25 protein-coding genes are annotated in these 21,198 nt (G+C 68.4%); 12 read left to right on the top strand and 13 right to left on the bottom strand.

Going from position 1 to position 21,198, the window contains the following annotated elements; translation table 11 throughout:
- From O5O46_RS34340 to O5O46_RS34320, 5 genes are all read right to left on the bottom strand, one after another.
- On the bottom strand, positions 1–453 hold a 453-nt coding region (locus tag O5O46_RS34340), incomplete at its 3' end, for a catalase (protein ID WP_269859604.1).
- A gap of 41 nt (positions 454–494) precedes the next feature.
- Entirely contained in the window at positions 495–1,082 is a 588-nt protein-coding gene (locus O5O46_RS34335) for a hemerythrin domain-containing protein (RefSeq protein WP_269859603.1), read from the bottom strand.
- A gap of 92 nt (positions 1,083–1,174) precedes the next feature.
- On the bottom strand, positions 1,175–1,411 hold the full coding sequence (locus O5O46_RS34330) for a DUF6480 family protein (protein WP_269859602.1): 237 nt from the start codon (positions 1,409–1,411) through the stop codon (positions 1,175–1,177).
- 40 nt (positions 1,412–1,451) lie between these two features.
- Positions 1,452–1,994, bottom strand: a complete 543-nt coding sequence (locus O5O46_RS34325) for a type 1 glutamine amidotransferase domain-containing protein (RefSeq protein WP_269859601.1) — start codon at positions 1,992–1,994, stop codon at positions 1,452–1,454.
- A 63-nt stretch (positions 1,995–2,057) separates the two neighbouring features.
- Positions 2,058–2,180, bottom strand: a complete 123-nt coding sequence (locus O5O46_RS34320) for a hypothetical protein (protein ID WP_269859600.1) — start codon at positions 2,178–2,180, stop codon at positions 2,058–2,060.
- A gap of 524 nt (positions 2,181–2,704) precedes the next feature.
- Here O5O46_RS34320 and O5O46_RS34315 point away from each other — a divergent pair.
- From O5O46_RS34315 to O5O46_RS34290, 6 genes are all read left to right on the top strand, one after another.
- A complete protein-coding gene (locus tag O5O46_RS34315) occupies positions 2,705–3,457 on the top strand; it encodes a hypothetical protein (RefSeq protein ID WP_269859599.1) in 753 nt (250 codons plus the stop codon).
- A gap of 165 nt (positions 3,458–3,622) precedes the next feature.
- A complete protein-coding gene (locus O5O46_RS34310) occupies positions 3,623–4,027 on the top strand; it encodes a ChaB family protein (protein ID WP_269859606.1) in 405 nt (134 codons plus the stop codon).
- Between the two features lie 142 nt (positions 4,028–4,169).
- The gene (locus O5O46_RS34305) at positions 4,170–5,177 is read left to right on the top strand and encodes an SDR family NAD(P)-dependent oxidoreductase (RefSeq protein WP_269859598.1); all 1,008 of its coding nucleotides are present in this window, start codon (positions 4,170–4,172) and stop codon (positions 5,175–5,177) included.
- Entirely contained in the window at positions 5,174–5,764 is a 591-nt protein-coding gene (locus O5O46_RS34300) for a hemerythrin domain-containing protein (RefSeq protein WP_269859597.1), read from the top strand. Before O5O46_RS34305 ends, O5O46_RS34300 begins: the two co-directional genes overlap by 4 nt.
- A 212-nt stretch (positions 5,765–5,976) precedes the next feature.
- Entirely contained in the window at positions 5,977–7,137 is a 1,161-nt protein-coding gene (locus O5O46_RS34295; RefSeq protein WP_269859596.1) for a hypothetical protein, read from the top strand.
- A gap of 87 nt (positions 7,138–7,224) precedes the next feature.
- Positions 7,225–8,838, top strand: a complete 1,614-nt coding sequence (locus tag O5O46_RS34290; RefSeq protein WP_333482448.1) for an FAD-dependent oxidoreductase — start codon at positions 7,225–7,227, stop codon at positions 8,836–8,838.
- 71 nt (positions 8,839–8,909) lie between these two features.
- Here O5O46_RS34290 and O5O46_RS34285 read toward each other — a convergent pair whose 3' ends face one another.
- The 3 genes from O5O46_RS34285 to O5O46_RS34275 all read right to left on the bottom strand — a co-directional run bounded on the left by O5O46_RS34285 (position 8,910) and on the right by O5O46_RS34275 (position 11,000).
- Positions 8,910–9,485 (bottom strand): diguanylate cyclase, encoded by a 576-nt coding sequence (locus O5O46_RS34285; protein ID WP_269859595.1) that lies wholly within the window; start codon positions 9,483–9,485, stop codon positions 8,910–8,912.
- Between the two features lie 371 nt (positions 9,486–9,856).
- Entirely contained in the window at positions 9,857–10,279 is a 423-nt protein-coding gene (locus O5O46_RS34280; RefSeq protein ID WP_269859594.1) for a Rid family hydrolase, read from the bottom strand.
- Between the two features lie 46 nt (positions 10,280–10,325).
- Positions 10,326–11,000 carry an HD domain-containing protein gene (locus O5O46_RS34275; RefSeq protein ID WP_269859593.1) on the bottom strand — a complete coding sequence of 225 codons (675 nt, stop codon included), beginning with the start codon at positions 10,998–11,000 and terminating at the stop codon, positions 10,326–10,328.
- A gap of 71 nt (positions 11,001–11,071) precedes the next feature.
- Here O5O46_RS34275 and O5O46_RS34270 point away from each other — a divergent pair, with 71 nt between their 5' ends.
- Positions 11,072–12,037 carry a GlxA family transcriptional regulator gene (locus tag O5O46_RS34270; RefSeq protein WP_269859592.1) on the top strand — a complete coding sequence of 322 codons (966 nt, stop codon included), beginning with the start codon at positions 11,072–11,074 and terminating at the stop codon, positions 12,035–12,037.
- 227 nt (positions 12,038–12,264) lie between these two features.
- Here O5O46_RS34270 and O5O46_RS34265 read toward each other — a convergent pair whose 3' ends face one another.
- Entirely contained in the window at positions 12,265–13,470 is a 1,206-nt protein-coding gene (locus tag O5O46_RS34265) for an IS110 family transposase (protein ID WP_269859591.1), read from the bottom strand.
- Positions 13,471–13,677: 207 nt separating this feature from the next.
- Here O5O46_RS34265 and O5O46_RS34260 point away from each other — a divergent pair, with 207 nt between their 5' ends.
- Positions 13,678–14,097 carry a PPOX class F420-dependent oxidoreductase gene (locus O5O46_RS34260; protein WP_269859590.1) on the top strand — a complete coding sequence of 140 codons (420 nt, stop codon included), beginning with the start codon at positions 13,678–13,680 and terminating at the stop codon, positions 14,095–14,097.
- Positions 14,098–14,496: 399 nt separating this feature from the next.
- A complete protein-coding gene (locus O5O46_RS34255) occupies positions 14,497–14,673 on the top strand; it encodes a cold-shock protein (protein ID WP_269859589.1) in 177 nt (58 codons plus the stop codon).
- Between the two features lie 64 nt (positions 14,674–14,737).
- On the opposite strand, the gene O5O46_RS34250 is transcribed toward O5O46_RS34255, so the two are convergent.
- Positions 14,738–15,664 carry a MurR/RpiR family transcriptional regulator gene (locus O5O46_RS34250; RefSeq protein WP_269859588.1) on the bottom strand — a complete coding sequence of 309 codons (927 nt, stop codon included), beginning with the start codon at positions 15,662–15,664 and terminating at the stop codon, positions 14,738–14,740.
- Positions 15,665–15,828: 164 nt separating this feature from the next.
- Here O5O46_RS34250 and O5O46_RS34245 point away from each other — a divergent pair, with 164 nt between their 5' ends.
- Both O5O46_RS34245 and O5O46_RS34240 read left to right on the top strand, forming a co-directional pair.
- Entirely contained in the window at positions 15,829–16,614 is a 786-nt protein-coding gene (locus O5O46_RS34245; RefSeq protein WP_269859587.1) for a hypothetical protein, read from the top strand.
- Between the two features lie 18 nt (positions 16,615–16,632).
- Positions 16,633–16,854 carry a hypothetical protein gene (locus tag O5O46_RS34240; protein WP_269859586.1) on the top strand — a complete coding sequence of 74 codons (222 nt, stop codon included), beginning with the start codon at positions 16,633–16,635 and terminating at the stop codon, positions 16,852–16,854.
- A 236-nt stretch (positions 16,855–17,090) separates the two neighbouring features.
- Here O5O46_RS34240 and O5O46_RS34235 read toward each other — a convergent pair whose 3' ends face one another.
- The 3 genes from O5O46_RS34235 to O5O46_RS34225 form a co-directional block, all read right to left on the bottom strand.
- Positions 17,091–18,242, bottom strand: a complete 1,152-nt coding sequence (locus tag O5O46_RS34235; protein WP_333482447.1) for an alcohol dehydrogenase catalytic domain-containing protein — start codon at positions 18,240–18,242, stop codon at positions 17,091–17,093.
- A gap of 151 nt (positions 18,243–18,393) precedes the next feature.
- A complete protein-coding gene (locus O5O46_RS34230) occupies positions 18,394–19,296 on the bottom strand; it encodes an SDR family oxidoreductase (protein ID WP_269859584.1) in 903 nt (300 codons plus the stop codon).
- Positions 19,297–19,619: 323 nt separating this feature from the next.
- On the bottom strand, positions 19,620–20,300 hold the full coding sequence (locus O5O46_RS34225; protein WP_269859583.1) for a haloacid dehalogenase type II: 681 nt from the start codon (positions 20,298–20,300) through the stop codon (positions 19,620–19,622).
- Positions 20,301–20,730: 430 nt separating this feature from the next.
- On the opposite strand from O5O46_RS34225, the gene O5O46_RS34220 reads away from it, so the two are divergent.
- The coding region (locus tag O5O46_RS34220; protein ID WP_269859582.1) for a catalase at positions 20,731–21,198 on the top strand (468 nt) is incomplete at its 3' end.

Here is a 21,198-nt window from a genome sequence, read left to right as displayed (position 1 = left end):
CACCAGGTCGTAGTTGCCCTCGCGGGTGTAGAACTTCGTCGCGAAGCCACGTACGTCACGCACGGTGTCCGCCGAGCCCCGCGGCCCCTGGACGGTGGAGAAGCGTACGAACACCGGGGTGCGCCGCCCCGGCTCCTGGAGGAAGTCCGCACAGGTGTAATCGGCCAGCGACTCATACGGCTCGAAGTAGCCGTACGCGCCCGCGCCACGCGCGTGCACCACGCGCTCCGGTATGCGTTCGTGGTCGAAGTGGGTGAGCTTCTCCCTGTTGTGGAAGTCCTCCAGCAGCGTCGGACCACGCTCACCGGCGCGCAGCGCGTTGTCCGTGTCGTCGACCCGCACCCCCTGGTCGGTGGTGAGCGCATCGGACTGGGGTGCCGCGCGGAAGCCGTCGAGTTGCCGGTCCTTGTCGTCGTGGTCCCGCTGCCGGGGATCCGGGGTTCCGGAGGTCATGCCTGCGTGCGCTCCTTCGCTGTCGGCGAGCGTGCTTACCGTCAGCCCCGCCCCGCGGCCGAGCGGATCGCGTCCTTCGTCCGGTCGACCAAGGACGCCAGGGGCCCGGTTGCCCACTGCGCCGCTGGCGAGCCCGCGGTCGCCGGATGCGGGTGCGTGGGCGCGATCTTCTCCGCCGCGCGCAGCTGCTTCCCCATGCGGATCAGCTGCTCCTCGGTGCGGCCTTGATGCACCGCGGGGAACTCCTCGCGCTCCTCCTTGTCCGCGTGATCGCTCACTGCCTTCTCGAACTCGGCCAGGATCGCGTCGAACTCCGGGTTGCTGATGTCCATCGACTCCAGCTTGGCGAGAACCTTGTTGGCCTCCGCCTCCTCCCTGTTCCGGGCCTCGGCCTCCTCCCGTCCAGCGGTCTCGCTGGCGACCGGCCGCACGATCATCTCCTCCGCGGTCTCATGCACCGCGAGGACAGCCCGCAGTTCCTCGAAGGTTTGCTGTTTGCGCTCACCTTCAGCGCTCTTGACTTCGTCGAACAGGTCCCTGATGCGCGCGTGCTGCTGAAGGAGAATGCCGACCACGTCATCTGCGGGAAGCTTCGCCGCCTGGGCGCGCTCCTGCTCCGCCTTGTTCATCGCAGTGTCCTTTCCTTGTGCCTGTTCGCCTCGGACAGGTTCTTCTTCCTGCGGGTAGCCGCACTCGACCCGTCCAAACCAGGGATGTGCCCTTACCTGACGGCCATGTAGACGGCCAGGGCCACCACCAGCAGCAGGATGAGTGCCACCACGACCCAGACAGGCGTCAACAGGCCCGGACGCCAGTTCCTGCGCGGTGCTTCGGGCTGTGGTGGGCCGAGTCCGGAAACGCCCGACTCTGCGGGCGGTGCGGCGCCGGGAGCCATTCCCGCGTCCTGAGGGACGGAGAGACCTTCGTCAGGTTTCTCGTCTTCGTGGTTTCCGGCCATCGTGTCCTCCTCGTCCGTCTGGAAGACGAGGCCCCCGGCCTCATCCCTTCGCCTTGGCGAACTCCGAGAGGAAGGCGTCGTTGAATGCCTTGAGGTCGTCCGGCTTGCGGCTGGTGATCAGGGCATTGCTGCCTGCGTGGCAGACCTTGACCTGTTGGTCGACCCACGTGCCACCGGCATTTCGGATGTCGGTCCTGAGGCTGGGCCACGAGGTGAGGGTCCGGTCCCTCACCACATCGGCTTCGACCAGCGTCCACGGAGCGTGGCAGATGGCCGCGACCGGCTTACCGGCTTCGAAGAAGCCCTTGGCGAACGCGACTGCCTTCTCATCCATCCGCAGGAAGTCGGGGTTGGCCACGCCACCGGGCAGCACCAAGGCGTCGTAGTCCTCCACCGAGGTGTCTTCCACGGTGGTGTCGACATTGAAGGTGTCGGCCTTGTCCAGATGGTTGAACGCCTGGATCTTCCCGGGTTTCGTGGATACGAGGGTGGGGGTGCCACCGGCCTCGCGGACCGCCTGCCACGGGTCGGTCAACTCCACCTGTTCAACGCCTTCCGGTGCTACGAGAAATGCGACCTTCACGCTGTCCTCCCTCTCAAGTGCCTTTTCCACCTGGCCGCCTTGGCGGACGTGAGCCCCGGGGGCTCACGTCACCTCCGAGATGGCCAACGGCTCGAACCCGGCGTGCTCGGCCACGCGGGCCGCCTGTACCAGTACTTCCTCAGATCCGAACTCCTCGCAGGAGAGGAGGCATCCAGTCGATGTCATCGCGGGGGCCTCCGATACGGCGCCGGATGCGGGCACGCGAGCACACGCGCACTTGCCATCCGCCGCGGGGTTCGCAGTCCGAGCGGCGTCAGGGCTGGATATCTTCACCTTCCGCGTACCCGGGCAAAGTGCGTTGACACACCCGGACGGGTTCGGGGGGATTCCCATGGCCGACGACGTGAATGCCGATGCCGTCATTGGGCGGGGTGCTGCGGTGGCGCGAGGGGCGTAGCCCGCTCAGGCGACCCCGTGCCCCCGGCGCGCCGATTCACCAGCACGGACACACATACCATCCGCTGGGACACGGGAAACAGCCATCCGCCGCCGAAGGTGCGCGCCGCACCAGGCCGGTCTAAGGTCGAGGGGAACGGCGTCTGCACGTGGAGGTCGTCGTGGACGACGGTAACGTGTCAGTGACGAATGCCCGCGTACCCGAACCGGATGCCGTGCCCCGTCCTCTCAGGCTGTTCGTACGGTCCCCCGGAGCAGACACCACCGGCGGGCGCGATGAGACGGTCAGGGCAGTGGTTGAACTGGCGCTTGCCCCACATATCGCCGGTGGCCCCGTCGCCCTGCTGTCGCCGTCGGGCGACCACCGAGATCCGCGCACCTTCCGTGACCGGCGGCTGCGGCTGCTGGACAGCGCGCACGCCATGCTCGTGGTCCGTACGGCGCCCAGCGAGTCCGGGGCGTACGAGATCGCGTACAACGTGCACGCCGGCCCGCGTGTTCCGGTGTTCTTCGCGGTTCACCGCGGTTGCCCCATGGACACGACGCTGTTGAACGACCTGGCACCACTCGTACACGCTCGGTACGTGGAATTCACGCAGGCCCACGAACTCGCCGCGGGCCTGCGGGAGTTCCTGGCCAGGTGCAGACGTCCGGAGCCGTTGGCGGCGGTCGCGCACGCCCGGCTGGGCGCTGCCGCGCAACTGCTACGGACGCTGAGCGAACGCCCCGGTCGCGACACCGCCGCGATGTGGTGGGCCGCCCGGCAGGCAACGGAGTCAGCTTCAATCGTGGTCGCCGCCGCGCAGGCCCCCTGCGGCCCCCGGCAGCTTGACTTGTTGCGGTCAGCGCTGGGAACGGCCAGGGCAGCCGTCGAGACCGCGAAGATGGCCATCTACCAGACCGCCGGCCCCCGTAGCGCCGCGCTGGCAGGTTCGGGCGCGCCCACGGAATCGCCGAACCACTACAGGAGCGGCGAAGATCCTGCTTTGCCAGAGGTACGCGAGCCTGTCGGAAGTAACGAGCTGTTCGACGACATCGGGGGGTAGATATGGCAGGCCTGAGCCCCGCAGACGCACAGAATGCACTCCCGGGAGCCGACTACCCGACCGACCGCGAGAGTGCCGACTGCTCGGGGACCTCGAAGGCGTGCCCGTTTCCCCACCGAGACGGGGGGCACGCGCACCTCAGTGAACGAAAAGGAGGTGAGTGCTGTGCCAGGGCGGGAGGAACTGCCGTCAACGCTGCAACGCTCGCCGAAGGACGCGCAGCGCACATGGATCAAGGCCCATGACTCGGCTGTGGAGCAGTATGGCGAGGGCGAACGCGCACACCGCGTTGCCTACGGTGCGCTCAAGCACACCCACGAGAAGGTGGGCGACCACTGGGAGCGCAAGGAGAAGGGCCGCCGCGGCCCATCCGATCCGCAGTCGGCGCGGCCACGGCAGCTGGGTGGCCGCAGCGGCGAGGGAGTGGACGAGCCGGCCTCCATGCAGCACCTGTACGACACAGCAAAGCGGCTCGACATCAGCGGTCGCTCGAACATGAGCAAGGGCGAGCTTCTGGAAGCCATCCGCAAGGAGAACCGGTCCCGAACCCGCAAGTCACGCGGCGACTGAGGAACATGTCCCAAGCCCCGTTTCCCTGACGCACTCGTGCGGAGGCGACCGTGGCACAACCGAAGTCATCTCGTGGCCGCGAATGGCGGCACGGCTGTTGAGCTGACGGGCAGGCAGGGAAAACAGCGAAGGGAGCCCGAAATTGGCCACAACGAAAAGCCCGCTGAAGGGACTCTCCGCGTTGGTCACCGGAGGGTCTCGAGGGCTTGGACTGCTCATCGCCCGCGAGTTGGCGAGCCGCGGATGCCGACTGCTCATCTGCGCCCGGGACGCCGACGAACTGCGTCGAGCCGAGGAGGAACTGCGCGCCACGGGAGCCGAGGTGCACTCGACGGTTGCCGACCTCACCGACGCGGCGACACCCGAGCGGTTGGTCGCGGAGGCCCAGGAGCGCTTCGGCCACGTCGACATCCTGGTCAACAACGCGGGGATCATCCAGGTCGGGCCGATGGAGACGATGACCGAGCGGGACTTCCGTGAGGCGATGGAGCTGATGTTCTTCGCCCAACTGCGGATGGTCCTCGCCGTTCTGCCGGGGATGCGATCGCGTGGGACGGGACGGATCGTCAACATCACCTCAATCGGCGGCCGCATCGCCGTTCCGCATCTGCTGCCGTACTCGGCGGCGAAGTTCGCGGCCACCGGGTTCAGTGACGGCCTGCGGGCGGAACTGGCCCCCACTGGTATCAGCGTGACCACCGTGATCCCCGGGCTCATGCGCACCGGCTCGCACTTCGCCGCGCGGTTCGGTGGGAACGCCGAGCAGGAGTACGCATGGTTCGCGACGGGAGCAGGCATGCCCCTGCTGTCCATGAACGCTGGACGCGCGGCCCGAGCCATAGTGCGTGCCGCCGAGCGTCGCCGCCCGGAAATCATCCTCACCCCGGCCGCGAAGGCCGCCGTCCGTTTGCACGGGGTGGCTCCTGTCACCGCGGTGCGGATGCTCTCCCTTGTCGACCGACTGCTGCCATCGTCCGGGAACGGCACGGGTCCAGTACAGACCGTGTCGGGAGTCCAGGCTTGTGAACGCCTGAACTCACGGCTTGTCGACCGGGTCACCGCACTCGCCAACCGGGCCGCGCGGCACAACAACGAACCGGTTCCGGCGCGGCTCGGCCGGTGGAGCGTACCCGTAAAGGAAGGCAAATGACCGAGCATGCCACGGTAGGCCAAGCCCCGGAGAGCAACGACGTCGTGCTCATGCTGGAACGCCAACACCAAGAGATTCGACGTCAGATGGACGAGGTGCTGGCGGCAGAAGGCAAGGAGCGCCAGAAAGCGTTCCACCGCCTTGTCCGTCAACTGATGGTTCACGAGACCGCCGAGGCGGAGGTTGTCCACCCCTTCGCGCGACGGACCATCGAAGGCGGTCAGGAGGTCGTCTCCGCCCGCTTGGCGGAAGAGCGGGAGACCGAACGACTCCTCGGTGAACTCCACGACATCGTCTCCCGGGCTCCGGACGCCGCGGAATTCAGCGACAAGTTCGGCACGTTGCGCGACGCCGTGGCAGCCCACATGGAATCCGAGGAACGGTTCGAACTCCCCCAACTGCGCGAGGCCGGCGGCGCCGCACGAGCCCAACTCCTGGCGAAGCTTGCCAGGGCCGCCGAAATGCTGGCCCCGACCCGTCCGCACCCGGGAGCCGACTCGGCGGTGGAACGGATGGCGTTCGGTCCTTACCTGGCCGTTGCCGACCGCATCCGCGACGCCGTGCGAAAGGCCGTGCGCGGCGGCTGACACGTGGGCTCCGCAGAGCGGAGGGCCGCAGGACAGAATCTTCGCCACGGTAGAAGTCCGTGCGGCAAGTCGAGGTTGAGGTCGACTTCGAGGTCGACGAGACCACACCGCACTGCGCCGCGTCGTGCCTCGCCGCCGCTGGAGCGGGCGCGCGGGCGGCAGTGGCGCGCACTCACCGATTCACGGTGATACAGGTGGTATGAGTTGCCAGTGTGGGCAATGGACGAGATCCGGCACCGGACGAGGGCACCAGCGGACAGCGTCAGTCGCTGACCGTAGGGCTGCTCGTGGCGCCCGGCCTCGTCAAGGACGTCGTCAGCGACGTGATCGACACGCTCCGGGAGAAGCTCAACGAACGCTACCCGGATTACGACTGGAACGTCGTGGTCCAGCCCGACGCACAGATCGCCGCCGGGGCCGGGGTGGACGTCGACCTCGTCGGGGTGACCCGGCGCCGGGCGCTGGAAGAGGGGTGGCAGTTGGCCCTGTGCCTCACCGACCTGCCGCTGAACGTGGGGCGGCGGCCGGTGACGGCGCATGTGAGCGTCGCGCGGGAGACGGGCGTGGTGTCAGTGCCCGCGCTCGGGGCCGTGGACCTGCCCAATCGCGTGGTGATGGCGGTGCTGCGGGTGGTCGACCGCCTGCTCACCGGTAGCCGGAAGGGCGAGCGTGGCCGCGAGCGCCGAGGCTCGCGACGGCGGTCGGAGCTGCTGGCCCGGCTGCGTGCGCTCCGGGAGCTCTCCTCGCCTGTGGGGCGGCCGTATCGGACGGATCGGGAGACGGTCCGATTCGTCATCTCGGCGGGCCGTGGTGTGCCGCGCCTTTTGCTGGGGATGGTGCGCGCCAACCGCCCGTGGCATCTGATCGTGGGCTTGTCCCGGGCTCTGGTCGCCGCGCTCGGCACCGCGGCCTTCGGTCTGACTTCCCCCGGCATCTGGCAGATCGCGAACGGGATGGGACCCCCGCGCCTGCTCCTGACCACTCTGCTGTCGGTCGTGGGCATCTGGGGCACGATCATCGTCGCCCACGGGCTGTGGGAGCGCGGCCCGTCGCCGCGGGCGCACCGGCGCGTGGTCCTGATGAACGCGGTGACCGCGCTCACCGTGGCGCTGGGAGTGGTGACGCTCTATCTGGCCCTGCTGGTCATCATCACCCTCTTCGGTCTCGTCCTGATCTCGCCGGAGGTACTGCGGCGCCAGCTCCAACACACCATCGGCATCGTGAACTATCTCGACATCGCCTGGGCGGTCAGCTCCCTGGCCACGATCGGCGGCACCCTCGGTGCCACGCTGGAGTCCGACAGCGCCGTCAGGGAGGCCGCATACGGATACCGCGCCGCGGACACAGGGCACGGCGAGGCGGACGAGGACTAGCGCGGGCGCGCCGGGTGCACCGGCCTGGAGGGCCGGAGTCGGCAGCCGCCGCGCCGGCGCGGCGGTCAGAGCCGCGGTGCCCTCCCGGTGAACGCGCCCGTTGGCTCTCCTTGCACACACCCGCATGAAGCGCATCACCTCTTTCGCTCCATAACTGGGTATACAGCATGTATGGCGACGATCCCTGGCGAGCCCATCTCGTACTGGATGGAGTCAGCCGCCCATACGTCATACCCGCGACTGGACGACGACGTGAACGCCGACGTCGCAGTCATCGGCGGCGGCATGGCAGGGCTGTGCACCGCGTGGGAGCTGGCGCGGACAGGGCGGTCCGTGGTGGTTCTGGATGCGGCACATATCGCTGCCGGTGTAAGCGGCCATACGACGGCCAAGCTCACGGCCCAACACGGACTGATCTACGCGCACCTGCGCTCCAGATTCGGCGCCGAGGCCGCGCGCCTGTACGCGCAGTCCCAGTCCGAAGGCGTGGAGCGTGTCGTTGCCACCGCCATGGACCTCGGTGTGGACTGCGAGATCGAGCGCCGTCCGGCCTACACCTACGCAGCTGACGCTCAGCACAACAGCGAGATCCACGAAGAGGTCGATGCCGCCCGCGAAGCCGGCCTGGACGCGTCCCTGGTGACCGACACCGGTCTTCCCTTTGCCACCGGATCAGGTATTCGCGTCGCCGAGCAGGTCCAGTTCCACCCCCGGCGCTACTTGCTTGCCCTCGCCGAGGACCTGACGCGGCACCACGGGCGCATCTACGAGCACAGCCGAGTGACGCACCTGCGGGAAGGCCGCACCAACAAGGTCACCACCGACACCGGCGCCACGGTGACGGCCGAGTCCGTCGTCATCGCCACCCACTACCCGGTTTTCGACCGCTCCCTGGCCTTCAGCCGACTCAGGCCGCTACGGGAACTGGTGATCGCCGGTCCGATGGACGCAGAGCTTGCCCCACACGGGATGTACATCACCCCGCACGAAGGCACACGGTCGGTGCGTAGCGCTCCCTACGGTGAGGGGAGGCGACTGCTGATCGTCACCGGCGAGAAGTACACCCCCGGTGAGCCGGGCGCCACCGAGAGGTTCGAACGCCTGACCGGCTGGGCTCGTGAGCGTTTTCCCATCAGGGAAATCACTCATCACTGGGCCACGCAGGACAACTGGACCACGGACCGGGTCCCGCATGTGGGCCTCTTCCACCTCGCCGCGCGGAACGTCTACGTCGCGACTGGGTTCGGAGGATGGGGCCTGAGCGGAGGTGCCATGGCAGGCCGGATGCTCGCCGACCTGATCGAGGGAAAGGACGTCGCCTGGGCGGGGCTGTACGACCCTCGGCGCATTCACCCGATCGCCGAAGCCGGTGCCTTCGTCAAAGCGAACCTTGCCACCGCCCGCCACTTCGTCGCCGATCGGCTGTGCCCGGGCCGAGACGACGCGCTGAACGCCATCCCGCCGGGCGGCGGTGCTGTCGTGCGATGGAAGGGACAGCATCGCGCTGTGCACCGGGACGATGAAGGCGCGTTGCACGCGGTGTCAGCAGTCTGTTCCCACCTGGGCTGCCTCGTGGCGTTCAACGAAGTCGAACGCAGCTGGGACTGCCCATGCCACGGTTCCCGCTTCTCCATCGGCGGCGAGGTGCTGCACGGACCTGCCACCGCAGCGCTACAGCCTCGCGATCTCAACGACGAATGAGGCGCGGCCAGTGGTCCTCAGCCCCCCGGGGCCGACCCCAACTCGTCACCGCGAGGCCCCCTAGGCGAGCGTCAATCCGCTACGCGCCTGGCCCGCAGACACCGCATCAGCTCCTCGCCGTAGGGCAGTGCGACGAACAAGGCGACGCCGGCGGCTAGACCCGCCAGGTACCGCGTTGGCAGGGGTTGGTCCTTGGGCAGCAGTCTCCACGCATCGTCTCCCCCACCCCGCACCATCGCGCGGACCTGGTCCCAGTGCAGGCATGCCACGAATGCCGTCGCGGTCAACGGCAGCACTTCAAGGAAGCTGTGAATGTGCTGTTCTACCGGCCGCACCTCGCGCTCCGACGTGGCGACGGTGACGTCCCACACCGCCGTCGCGCCATGCAACGCTGCCGCCCCGCCCATCGTCGACAGCACCAGCGGATTGATTCGCGCCAACAGCCCCAGCGTCATCGGCACGCCAGCCTCGGCCATCATAAGCAGGTGGATCAGCGATTCCCGCACGCCAGTGGTCTGCTCGATCCGAGTGCGCCGGTGCATCACCCAATCGGCCACACTGGGCGCGAACCACAGCGGCAGCACCCCGTAGAGCAAGAACCGCCGGTTGGCGCTCTCCACGTCGGTTGCGCCCAGCGGAATCCGCATCACAGGGCGTGTACGCCAGGACTTCCAGGCCCGGACAGAAGCTCTTCTCATCCCAGACTTCTTCCCAAGTCGTCAGACGCAGGAGTCTTCCGACCCAACGCCCGCTTCACAGAAATCTTTGGTCTCCGCACTGGTACCCGCCCCGGCCCCTCCCACACCGTCGCCCTACCCCGCGGACACCCGGCTTTGACTTCGTCCTGTGGGGGTCTTGACCGGTCCGCCGGGGTCCGTACAAACAGTCAGGGTGATTGGAGCTGTTGTTGCCGTCGAGGTCGAGCATGAGGCTGCGACCTCGGGACCGAGATGATCGGACGTCATGCCGTCGGTGGTGACGGTGCTCCTGCGCCGGGGAACGGCCCAGGAGCGGCGGTCTACCGGGATGCGTCGGGATAAGCGGCAGTGGCACGGATTTCGACGAGAAGCCCCGGGCTGGCGAGACCGCTGACGCCGATCAGCGACCAGGTCGGGAAAGGGCCTTTGATGAGGCGCTGTTTGGCTTCGAGGAAGCCGGGCATGTGCTGGTGGATGTCGACGTGGTAGCTGGTCACGTCGACGAGGGCGGACAGGTCGAGGTTCTCCAGGCGGAGAATCTCCTCGATGCGCCGGATGGCGATCTCCGTCTGCTCTTCGATGGTGTCCGCGATGGTTCCGTCGGCGCGGCGGCCGATGGTTCCGGCGATGAACAGGAGGCCGTGCGCGCGGACCGCGGCAGAATAACCGAAGCGCGCGAAGGCGCCGCTGGTTTCTCCGAAGACTTCGGAGTCCTCGGGGATCTCGACGGTGTGGATGGTCATTGTGGTGCTTGCCCTTCTCTGTTGACGGGTCGTGGAATCGGTGAAGTCAGCTGCCCCAGCGGGACGAATGGCAGGCGTGCTCCAGCCGGGTCTGGCCGAAGACTTCTCGTTCGCGGAGGAACTCACCGGGAATCGCGTAGCGGGGTGCGTTCTTCGGGTTTTTCGCGGCTTGCGCGACGATCGCGTCAGTGAGTGAGCCGATCATGTCCAGTCGCGGGTAGACGGCGTGAACCGCGTCGGCCTGCTCGTCGGTGACGGTTTCGACGTACTCGGCCCCCAGCGGGCCGCCGAAGTCGACGGCGACGCCTTCGCGGACGAGCACGCACAGCGTGCCGCGGCGCTCCGCGATGCCGGGAGAGGTGTGCAAGGCGATGGCCTGCCAGACCTCATCGGCGTCGGCTGCGGGAATCCCGCGCTCGACGAGGAACTCGGCGGCCCGGTCGGCGCCTTCGACCTCGAAACGCTGACGGTGCGGGCCGTCCGACGCGACGCCGAGGTCATGCATCACGCAGGCGGCGAACAGCAGATCGTCGTCGTAGTCGCGGCCGGCGGCCAGGTCGAGTCGGGCGGCCACCAGCCTGGCGAACAGATAGCTGCGGACGCTGTGGTTGAAGACGGAGGGCGTTTGCACCGGCCGGACGAGATTGACGACGGCGTCGGCAAGCGGTGTGCCGGGCAGCGCGATCAGGTCGGTGGTCGCCTCGCGGGTGGATGCGGTCATGACTTCAGCGTGGCCGCGACCGCCCTGACCTGACGAGTGGCAAAATTGCCGAGCTTCAATAGGATTTTGCCATGGCAGTGCATCGAGTCGCGGTCCTGGCGCTGGACGGGGTCACACCCCTCGATCTGGCGATCCCGACGCAGATCTTCAACGCCCGACCGGAGACCCCCTACGAGATGACCCTGTGCGCGCTCGACGCGAAGGTGGCCACCACCGCGGGTTTCGCACTGGTCGCCGGTGGGGGCCTGGAGCAGGTACGTGTCGCCGACACGGTGATCGTCCCGGGATTCGAGCCGATCTCCCGGGTTCCGGATGCCGTACTCGACGCGCTGGCCGAGGCCCGCGACGGTGGCCGGCGCGTGGTGTCGATCTGCACGGGAGCCTTCGCGCTGGCCGCGGCGGGCGTGCTGGACGGCCTGCATGCCACGACCCACTGGAAGCACATCGAGGAGCTCGAACGGGATTTCCCCGCCGTGACGGTCGACCGCGACGTTCTGTATGTCGACGAGGGGGACGTGCTCACCTCGGCCGGGGTGTGCTGCGGCATCGACCTGTGCCTGCACATCGTGCGCCGCGATCTGGGAGCGGTGGTGGCCAACCAGATCGCCCGCGGCCTGGTCGCCGCCCCGCACCGAGACGGGGGGCAGGCACAGTACGTACCCGCTCCGGTCGCAGTAGCCGGCGAAGCCTCGCTGTCCAACACCCGGGGATGGGCCCTGCAACGACTCAAGGAGCCACTCACGCTGCCGGTGCTCGCCCGCCACGCCGGCCTGTCGCAGCGCACCTTCATCCGCCGGTTCACCGAGGAGACGGGCACGACCCCGCTGCGGTGGCTGCTCAACGCCCGAATCAGCCGGGCACGGGAACTACTGGAAACCACCGACCACTCGGTGGACCGGGTGGCACGCGACTGCGGGCTGGGCACAGCCGCCAACCTGCGCCTGCACTTCCGCCGCGCACTCGACACCACGCCCACCGCCTACCGGCGCACCTTCTGGTGTTCAAGCCACACCCCAAAGCCGACCCCGTCGCCATAGCCCGGACACCTCATCAGTACCCAGCAACGGATCGTGCCTTGAGCTGTGGAGCCGACAGCGGCCGTGGCGGATGGGCTCGGCCACCTGACTGCGCATCGGCAGCCCCCGGGACCCGGCGTGGAAACGCGTCATTCGAGAAGTCGGATGTGACAGGGTGGACGGGCGGCGAACGCAAGAGAGAAGCGAGCACCACACGTCAAAGCTCAGAAGGAATCTCAATGATCGTGTCAAGCCGTCTGCGTGATCGGTGGGGCGGAGGTGAACAGCCTCTTGTCACGCAGCATCGCCCACAGGACGTCGACCCGGCGGCGGGCCAGCGCGAGCAGGGCTTGGGTGTGCAGCAGCCCCTCGCCACGCTTCTTCAGGTAGTAGTCCCGGGACGGCCCGGGCCGCATCATCGCGGTCTGGGCGGCCATGTAGAAGACGTACCGCAGGCGCCGGTTGTACCGCTTGGGCCTGTGGTAGTTGCCGGTGCGGCGGCCGGAGTCCCGGGCGACCGGGGCCAGGCCGGCATGCGAGGCCAGGCGCCCCGCGTCCAGGTATCCGGACAGATCGCCGACGATGGCGACGAACTGAGCACCCAGGATGGGGCCCATGCCGGGCAGGGACTCGATGATCTCGGCGCGCTCGTCGGCGCGGAAGGTCTCCCGGATCTCCCGGTCGTTGTCCTTGATCCGCCCGTCCAGGGCCAGGAGCTGGTGTGCCAGCTCGCAAACCAGCTTGGCGGCCCGCTTCTCGCCGGGCAGTTCGATCATCTGCGACTGGGCGGCCTCCACCGCCTTCGCAGCGACGTCGCCCGGGTTCCGGACCTTGCGGCGCTCCAGCCAGGTCGTGAGCCGCTTGACGCCGATCCGCCGCAGGGCGGCAGGGGTCTGGTACTCGGTCAGCATGACGACCGGGCCCTTGGCCGCCGAGTAGTCGAAGGCTCGCTCCAGGGCCGGGCAGATGCCGACCAGCAGGTCGCGCAGTCGGTTGATCAGCCGCACCCGGTCGGCGATCAGGTCGGCCCGGTAGTTGGTCAACACCCGGAGCGTGGTTACCAGTTCGGGCGGGGTGTGCAGCCTGGTGAAACCCTTGGGGCGCATGCGGGCCTGGTCGGCGATGACCCGGGCGTCCTTCGCGTCGGTCTTGCCCTCGCCGCGGTAGGCGCCGGACATGCGGTTGACGGTCCGGCCGGGCACGTAGACGACGTGCTGGCCGTGGGCGACCAGCAGGGCCAGCAGCAAGGTGGAGGCCCGTCCGGAGATGTCCACCGCCCATCGCGCTTCGTCGGCCTTCTCCCCGGCCGCCTCGATGAGCTGGAGGATCTGCGACTCGTCGTTGATCACCTTCGTCGAGAACACGCTCTCACCCTCGGCCTCGACCGCCACCGCCCAGTGGTGCCCCTTGCCAGCGTCGATGCCGACCCATATCCGCTCGTGAGCCCTGCTCAAGCCCGTTGCTCCGCTGCCGTGACCAGCACATCGTGGCCCGCAGAACACTCCGCCAACAGGTCCCTAACCGACGATGACCGCGGTTCTCAATCAGTGGTCGAAGCGTCCCGGAGGACCGGGCGGCCATTCCTTCGGAGCCATCAACGGCAAGCCCGCATCAGCCACACCCGGTCCTCCCGGACCGCCAACCATTCTTAGGGAGCCCAAATGTCGAGACCTCCCCTTCCCGACGACGCGGTCGCCATGCTGAAGAAGGCCAACCCATCGGTCATCACAACGCTTCGCGCGGACGGGCAACCTGTGTCCACCGCCACCTGGTACCTCTGGGACGACGGCCGGATTCTGGTCAACATGGACGAGGGCCGCAAGCGGCTGGAGCACATGCGCAACGATCCGCGAGTGTCTCTCACCGTGCTCGACAAGGACAGTTGGTACACGCACATCAGCATCATCGGCCGGGTCGCCGAGATCCGGGAGGACAAAGAACTGGCCGACATCGACCGGCTGTCCCGGCAGTACATCGGCAAGCCGTACCCGCAAAGAGACCGTGGCCGGTTCAGCGCGTGGATCGAGATCGAGCGCTGGCACGGGTGGGGTGCCCACAAAGACAGCGACCAGGCTGGCTGAGACACAGTCAGGCCGCCACGCGGCGCAGCAATTGCCCCGTCGGCGGCACCGCACCGCCACATCCACCAGGGCGGATGCGGGCGCGATGAACCTGGACAGCGCTGTCGCCTTGGCCGAGCGGCTGTGGCCGACCGCGGCGAGAGGCGCCGGCCCATCGACTCCGCGTCAGGAACTGCCGCCGCCGTGGCGGTCCGGTACCGGAGGACAGTGAGGGCGGGTTCGAGGGCAAGGCTCCAACGCCAACTGACACCCGGCGTAAGCACACGCTGACTTTCCGTCAATCTGTGGCCGACGCGCCGACAGTCGCTTCCCCGCACTGGGCACCGTCAGTGATGCTCTGCTCACGCCCGCGAGTCAGCGGCTTCGCAGCCCGAACCGACACACCATGAAGGAGTGACGATGCCCCTCGGAACGATCGCCCTGTACAACAAGGCGGACGGCATCGGCGTCATCACCGACGAGAGCGGCCACCTGATCCCCTTCTCGGGGATGGAGACGCAGACAACCCGCGAGGGCCAGCGCGTGCTCTTCGACGTGGCCGGCGAGAAGGCCACCAACGTCACCGCCGTCCGCTGACCCGACGTCACCGTAACGCTCCCGTCGCGAACGCGACGCCGCCCCGCTCGACCCTCCGTGCGCGCTACCTGCGGCGCCTGGGTCGGCGGGGCGGTGCGTCGGCCGCGCCTGCCGCGGTGGACGGTAGACCGTGCAACTCGTCGCGAAGCTGATTGAGCAGGGTCATCGCCTCCGTCGCCTGTTCGCGGTCTCCCGCCGCCACCGCGAGGATCAACGCCTCCAGCACTGCGAGCGTGGCCGCCTGCGAGCTGAACGTGCCCGTCTTGCCGATGGGCGCCGAGATCGCGGCCTCGACGTCGTCCGCGAGCGCCTCGGCCAAGTTGTCCGTGATCAGCACCACGGGTGCCCCGACCCGCTTGGCATGGTCGAGGGCGACCGCGGTCTCCGGCGCCACGTTGGTGTGCGCGATCACCACGAGGACGTCTTCGCCGGACAGCGCGAGCAGGTCGTCGGCGAGCAGGTAACCGGAGGAGCGAGCTACGCGGGCCCGGTGCCGCATCCGCGACAGCCGCGTGACGAGGTATTCGGCGAGCGTCCCCAGACCGCCGAGGCCGTACACCACCGTCTCGCGGGCGCCACCCATCAGCCGCACGGCCCGGGCGAACTCCTCGGGGTCGATGGTGCGCCGTGCCTCCTCAAGCAGGTGGACGTGATCTTCCAGAACCCGCGTGAGCAGCCCCTTCGGCTCACTCCCGTACTCATCGAGGCTGCGGGCCAGGCGGCCGGCCGGGGCGAGCCGGGTCCGGAGCGATTCGCGCAGTAGCTCCTTCAGGCTGGGCAGACCGGCGTAGCCGAGCGACTTCACAGTACGGATCACGGTGGCGTCGCTGGTACCGGTCAGCCTGCCGAGTTCTTCCGCCGAGGCGAAGACCACCTCGTCGGGATGGTCGGCCAGGTAGCGCGCGACGCGCCGTTCCGAGCTGCTCAACTCCCCCTGCCGGGCGGTGACCCGCTCGGCGAGGGAGCCACGACGCGGTTCTGTAGTAGACACGACGGGCATTGACCTCCCTTGTAGCAAGCCCTACCATATCCCCAATCGAGCCCCGGAGGGCTGGTGCCGATCGTGGCACGCCCAGCACACCGACTACGGCCCTCCCAGCCAAGGCATTTCGCCAGCGTCCGGACGCATGCTCGTCGTGCGGGAGGAGGCCCGGTATGGGCGCGACGTACGGATTGGTGGCGGCGGTCTTCGTCGCCTCGGTGGTCGAGGCGGTGGAGGCGCTGACCATCGTCATGGCGATGGGTATGACCCGCGACTGGAAGTCGGCCTGGGCAGGCACGGCCGCGGCAGGCGTCGTCCTGGCGGCGTTCACCACTGCCGCGGGCTATGCGCTAGCCACCTGGCTGCCCCAGGCCGCACTGCAACTGACCATCGGGACACTGCTGTTGATCTTCGGTCTGCAGTGGCTGCGCAAGGCGGTACTGCGCAGTTCGGGTCTGAAGGCAGTCCACGACGAGGAGAAGGCCTTCGCCGAACAGGCCGCCGCGGCGCGCGACGTCGAGGGGACCACCCGCTTCGGACTGGACTCGTTCGCCTTCGCCGTCTCCTTCAAGGGTGTCTTCCTGGAGGGCGTTGAGGTCGTCTTCATCGTGATCACTTTCGGCACGAACGCACACGACGTGCCAGTGGCGGCCGTCGCCGCGATCGCCGCGGCGTTGTGCGTGGTCGTTGCCGGGTTCCTGGCTCACGGACCGCTGTCCCGGGTCCCGGAGAACGCCCTGAAGTACGCCGTCGGGCTGCTGCTGACCAGCTTCGGCACCTTCTGGGCCGTCGAGGGACTCGGCGTGTTCACGCCCAGCGGGCAGAGCGTCACGTGGTTCGGCCACGACTGGTCGGTACTCGTCCTGATCGCGGTCTGGTTCGCGGTCAGCCGCATTCTGATCAAGGTCGTGCCCGGCGTCGCCGAACGCGCCTCCACCTTCGCCGCAGAGGAACGCTGAGGGAACACCGTGAACGTGATGGCCTTCGTCAAGGGCTTCGGCCGGTTCTGGTACGACTTCCTGGTCGGCGACGACTGGAAGATCGCCGCAGCAGTGCTGACCGCGCTGCTGGTCGGCGCGGCCGCCCTGCTCACCGGCGGCGCGCCGGACGGCACGTTGGCGGCGCTGCTGGGCCTGCTCCTGGTGGCCGCCTTCGTCGTCGCGCTCTTGGCCGACGTTCGCCGCAGCGCCAGGAGGTGAACCCGGCCAAGGCTGCCGGTGCCCCTCAACGAGGTCGGGGTGCCCAAGCCGCCCGGCTGCGCGGCCAGCCGCCCCCCGCCCCCCGCCCCCCGCGGCCCTGGGGAAGCGCGTCGGTGGCCCCATCTCGGCGCCGCGTGGACGCGTTACGACCAGCAGTGGACGCCGCGCTCGTCGCACTCACGAGCGTGCGGAACATCCACGGCGAAGCCGGGTTGACGAGAAGGGCGGCGAATCCGTCAGGGGTGAAAGAGGATCTTGGTCGCGCCGTCCGTCTTCTTCTGGAACATCTCGTACGCCTTGGGAGCATCCGCCAGCGGCATGTGGTGGCTTGCGAACGTATCGACGCCGAGTGGGTCGTCGTCGGTGAGCAGGGGGAGGATCTCGTCGGTCCAGCGGCGGACGTTGGCCTGGCCCATGCGTAGCTGAAGCTGTTTGTCGAACATGGTCATCATCGGCAGCGGATCCACCATGCCGCCGTAGACTCCGCTGACCGAGATCGTGCCGCCTCGGCGCACCATGGCGATGGCCAGGTGCAGCGCGCTCAGCCGGTCCACGCCCGCTTTCTGCGTCAACCGTGCCGCCCAGCGGTGCGGCAGCAGTCCGACCGCCGTCTGGGCGAGGGCGCCCGCGTGGCCGCCGTGCGCCTCGGTGCCCACCGCGTCGATGACCGCGTCGGGACCGCGGCCCGCGGTGAGGTCCCGAACCGCGTCGACCAGTTCGCTTTGACCATCGAACGTCTCCAGGTCGAGGACGGTCACACCGTCACGTCGACAGCCGTCGAGCCGTTCAGGCACGCGGTCCACGCCGATCACCGTGGCGGCGCCGAGGTGAAGTGCGATCCTGCAGGACATGCGGCCGATTGGCCCCAGCCCCAGGACAGCGAGCGTGCTGCCCTCGGACAACCCGGCGTAGCGCACCGCCTGCCAGGCGGTTGGCAGTACGTCAGAGAGGTAGACGAACCTTTCGCCGGGTGGCCCCTGTGGGACTTTGATCGGTCCGTACTGGGCCTGCGGAACCCGCAGGTACTCGGCCTGCGCGCCGGGCACAGCGCCGTAGAGTTTGGTGTAGCCGAACAGCGCGGCCCCCATGCCTTCTTCCTTGACCTGCGTGGTCTCGCACTGTGTGGGGAGCCCGGCGGCGCACATGAAGCAGGTGCCGCACGCGATTTGGAACGGCACGACAACCCGGTCGCCGGCCTTGAGACCGGCGACCGCGGGGCCGACTTCCTCCACGATTCCCATCGGCTCATGACCGAGGATGTCGCCCTCAGTCATGAACGGGGTGAGCACCTCGTACAGATGCAGATCGGAGCCGCACAAGCCACTTGATGTGATGCGCACGATCGCGTCCGTCGGTTCCCTGATCGCCGGATCGGGAACGGTGTCCACTCGTACATCACGCTTGCCGTGCCAATACGGTTGCCCGCACGTTGACCACCTCCGCTGTCCGCTGGTTGTCACGTCCTGCCGTGTCCACCCGGGCTGTTCGCTTGTCCGCTTCACGACGAGGCCTCCGGGGCAGGGCCCGGAAGGGTGCCGATCAGGGCAGCGGTGTGCCGCCGGTGGCGTTGAGGATCTCTCCGGTGATGAAGCTGGCGTGTTCCGAGGCGAGGAAGACGTACGCCGGTGCGATTTCCGCGGGTTGCGCGGGCCTGCCCAGCGGTGCCTGCTTGCCGAACTCCTTGGTGTCGGGCAGTGTCGCGGGGATCAGCGGTGTCCACACCGGGCCGGGCGCCACGGCGTTGACCCGGATTCCGTCCTTGGCCAGCATCTTCGCAAGCCCATGGGTGAAGGTGACGATGGCGCCCTTGGTCGTCGCGTAGTCAAGCAGGTGGGGGCTGGGCTGGTACGCCTGCACGGAGGTGGTGTTGAGGATCGAACCGCCCCGTGGGATGTGGGGGACGGCCATCTTGGACAGCCAGAACATGCCGTACAGGTTGGTCTTCACCACCCGGTCGAACTGCTCCGTGGTGATGGCGCCGATTCCGTCCGGCTGGGACATCTGGTAGGCCGCGTTGTTGACGAGGACGTCGATCCTGCCGAAGTCGGCCGCCGCTCGGTCGACCAGCGCCTGGCACTGCTCCTCCTCGCGGACGTCGCAGACCACCGGCACCGCTGTGCGCCCGGCTTCGCTGACCAGCCGGGCGGTCTCGGCCGCGTCGTCCTTCTCCTCCGGCAGGTAGCTGAACAGCACGTCGGCTCCCTCGCGGGCGAAGGCCAGGGCGACCGCACGACCGATGCCCGAATCACCGCCGGTCAGAACGGCCTTGCGGTTCACCAACAGGCCGCTGCCCCGGTAGGAGGTCTCGCCGTGGTCAGGGGGCGGGTCCATTGGCCCGGTCCGACCCGGGTGCTCCTGATCCTGCGCGGGGAAGTCAGGTTGCGGGTGCTTGGAGGTCGGGTCCTGCATGTTGCTGTTGGAGGCGTTGTCATTCGTCGGCATACGGTTGTCCGTTCTGACGTGGTGGGTGTCCCGTCATGAGTGTGTCGACGGCCGTGGTAGGGCTGTTTGGCGCCCATGACCTCGGCCTACCCGCCGGGTCGTTGGGCATTCGCCGCACACTCCGCCCAGCCCGGCAGGCCAGGTCCACCATCGCCCGGCAGTCCACATGGCCCCTCCTCCGGTCGTAGAGCGCTTAGGGCGCAGGCTGAGGCCCATTCACCCGCCACGGCGTCTGATCACCTAGCCTGCGTGAGCCATCACTCTTCCGCGACCCGGGAGGAGCCTTGCCGCGGCCGAAGTGTCGGCCCCCGCTTTCCGGCCGCTCAGCGGTCCTGGGCAAGCGCCAGCGCGAGCTGTGGCAGATCAGTCGCCGTGTAGTCGGCGGCCTTCATGACCGCCGGGTATCCGCTCGCTTTGCGCTGCAGCCAGGCGGCCTTCAGTCCCGCGCGACGGGCACCGTCGATGTCCCAAGGGTGAACGGCGACCAGGACGGTCTCCTCCGGAGCGGTGCCCAGGGTCTCGGTGGCGTACTGGTACGCGGCGGCAGCAGGCTTCCAGGCGGCCGGGGCGCTGACGTCCAGCAAGGCCTCGAAGCAGTCTCTCAGTTCTGCGCTGTCCAGCAGGCGCTCGGTGGTGGCGGTGGAGCCGTTGGTCAGGGTCGCAAGCCGCAGCCCGGCATCCCGCAGCACCCGCACGCCCTCGGCCACGTCCGGGTGGACCGCGAGGTGGTTCAAGCCGTCCAGGACGTACGCCACCGCGCTGTCGAGGTCACCGTGCCAACCAGGGAGGTTGGCCAGAAGACCGCGCAATCCGGCTTGGGCCACGTCCAGGAAGTCGGCGTACGCGCCCGCCGCGGTCAGCGCGAAGCCATCTCGCAGTACCCCGGCGAACCAGGTGGGCAGCAGATGCGCCGGCGCGCCGATCTTCTCGAAGCGTGCTCCCAGCGCAGACATGTCACTCAGGGTTTCGTTGACGTCGAACAGCACCAGCCTTGGTCCGGTCATGCCACGCCTCCCGCGTCTGCCCTCTCGAACGAACGGCCATACCGCCGATCTGACCGAAACGATCCCAGTGGAACCACCACCCACGGACCGACCTACCCTGATCCGCCTGCCCGATCGCACGGCTCCCCACGGACAGCCGCTGCGGCCCGCGCCGCACGAACGGGACCGATTACGCCTCAGCCTCCGCGGACACCACCTCGCAGGCCCACCGTCAGCGGGCTGTGCCGACGCGGGGTCACTACCAGCAACGATGACCAGGCCCGGCCGAGCAGTGACGGGCGGCTCCCGCACAGCTCGCCCGGATGGCCGTTATCCCTGTTTTACGCAGAACGCTCCGGGTACCGGTGGTGCGTGCCAGTACGGCCGGGATCTGACCGCACCCTGTCGGACGCTGGTGCACAGCGGCTACCCATCGACAGGAGCGCACGCCATGTCCGTCACCCCAGGCCAGACCGGCCGCCAGCCCGAAGCGTCGGGCGGCCGAGACGCCAAGGACCAGCAGCTCGACGGCTTTCGGGCCGCGCCTCGCCATGACGCGCTCACCACCGACCAAGGGGTACGCGTTGACGACACCGACAACGCGCTGCGCGCGGGAGAGCGTGGTCCGACGCTGCTGGAGGACTTCCACAACAGGGAGAAGATCACCCACTTCGACCACGAACGCATCCCCGAGCGCGTGGTCCACGCCCGTGGTGCGGGCGCCTACGGCTACTTCGAACCGTACGAGTCGCTGGCGCGGTACACCGTGGCCGACTTCCTCCAGGAGCCGGGGCGCCGCACTCCCGTCTTCGTCCGCTTCTCCACCGTGCAGGGGCCGCGCGGATCCGCTGACACAGTGCGTGACGTCCGCGGGTTCGCGACTAAGTTCTACACCCGCGAGGGCAACTACGACCTGGTC

Source organism: Streptomyces sp. RPT161 (assembly GCF_027533845.1).
GTDB lineage: Bacteria > Actinomycetota > Actinomycetes > Streptomycetales > Streptomycetaceae > Streptantibioticus_A > Streptantibioticus_A silvisoli_A.
This window is presented reverse-complemented; position numbering and strand designations above follow the sequence as displayed.

Coding starts and splice junctions, on each gene's coding strand:
- O5O46_RS34300 (WP_269859597.1), top strand. CDS start 5,174: ATGACCGAGCATGCCACGGTAGGCCAAGCCCCGGAGAGCAACGACGTC.
- O5O46_RS34260 (WP_269859590.1), top strand. CDS start 13,678: ATGTCGAGACCTCCCCTTCCCGACGACGCGGTCGCCATGCTGAAGAAG.
- O5O46_RS34330 (WP_269859602.1), bottom strand. CDS start 1,411: ATGGCCGGAAACCACGAAGACGAGAAACCTGACGAAGGTCTCTCCGTC.
- O5O46_RS34275 (WP_269859593.1), bottom strand. CDS start 11,000: ATGACCGCATCCACCCGCGAGGCGACCACCGACCTGATCGCGCTGCCC.
- O5O46_RS34255 (WP_269859589.1), top strand. CDS start 14,497: ATGCCCCTCGGAACGATCGCCCTGTACAACAAGGCGGACGGCATCGGC.
- O5O46_RS34240 (WP_269859586.1), top strand. CDS start 16,633: ATGGCCTTCGTCAAGGGCTTCGGCCGGTTCTGGTACGACTTCCTGGTC.
- O5O46_RS34270 (WP_269859592.1), top strand. CDS start 11,072: ATGGCAGTGCATCGAGTCGCGGTCCTGGCGCTGGACGGGGTCACACCC.
- O5O46_RS34225 (WP_269859583.1), bottom strand. CDS start 20,300: ATGACCGGACCAAGGCTGGTGCTGTTCGACGTCAACGAAACCCTGAGT.
- O5O46_RS34280 (WP_269859594.1), bottom strand. CDS start 10,279: ATGACCATCCACACCGTCGAGATCCCCGAGGACTCCGAAGTCTTCGGA.
- O5O46_RS34335 (WP_269859603.1), bottom strand. CDS start 1,082: ATGAACAAGGCGGAGCAGGAGCGCGCCCAGGCGGCGAAGCTTCCCGCA.
- O5O46_RS34245 (WP_269859587.1), top strand. CDS start 15,829: ATGGGCGCGACGTACGGATTGGTGGCGGCGGTCTTCGTCGCCTCGGTG.
- O5O46_RS34285 (WP_269859595.1), bottom strand. CDS start 9,485: ATGCGGATTCCGCTGGGCGCAACCGACGTGGAGAGCGCCAACCGGCGG.
- O5O46_RS34320 (WP_269859600.1), bottom strand. CDS start 2,180: ATGACATCGACTGGATGCCTCCTCTCCTGCGAGGAGTTCGGATCTGAG.
- O5O46_RS34230 (WP_269859584.1), bottom strand. CDS start 19,296: ATGCCGACGAATGACAACGCCTCCAACAGCAACATGCAGGACCCGACC.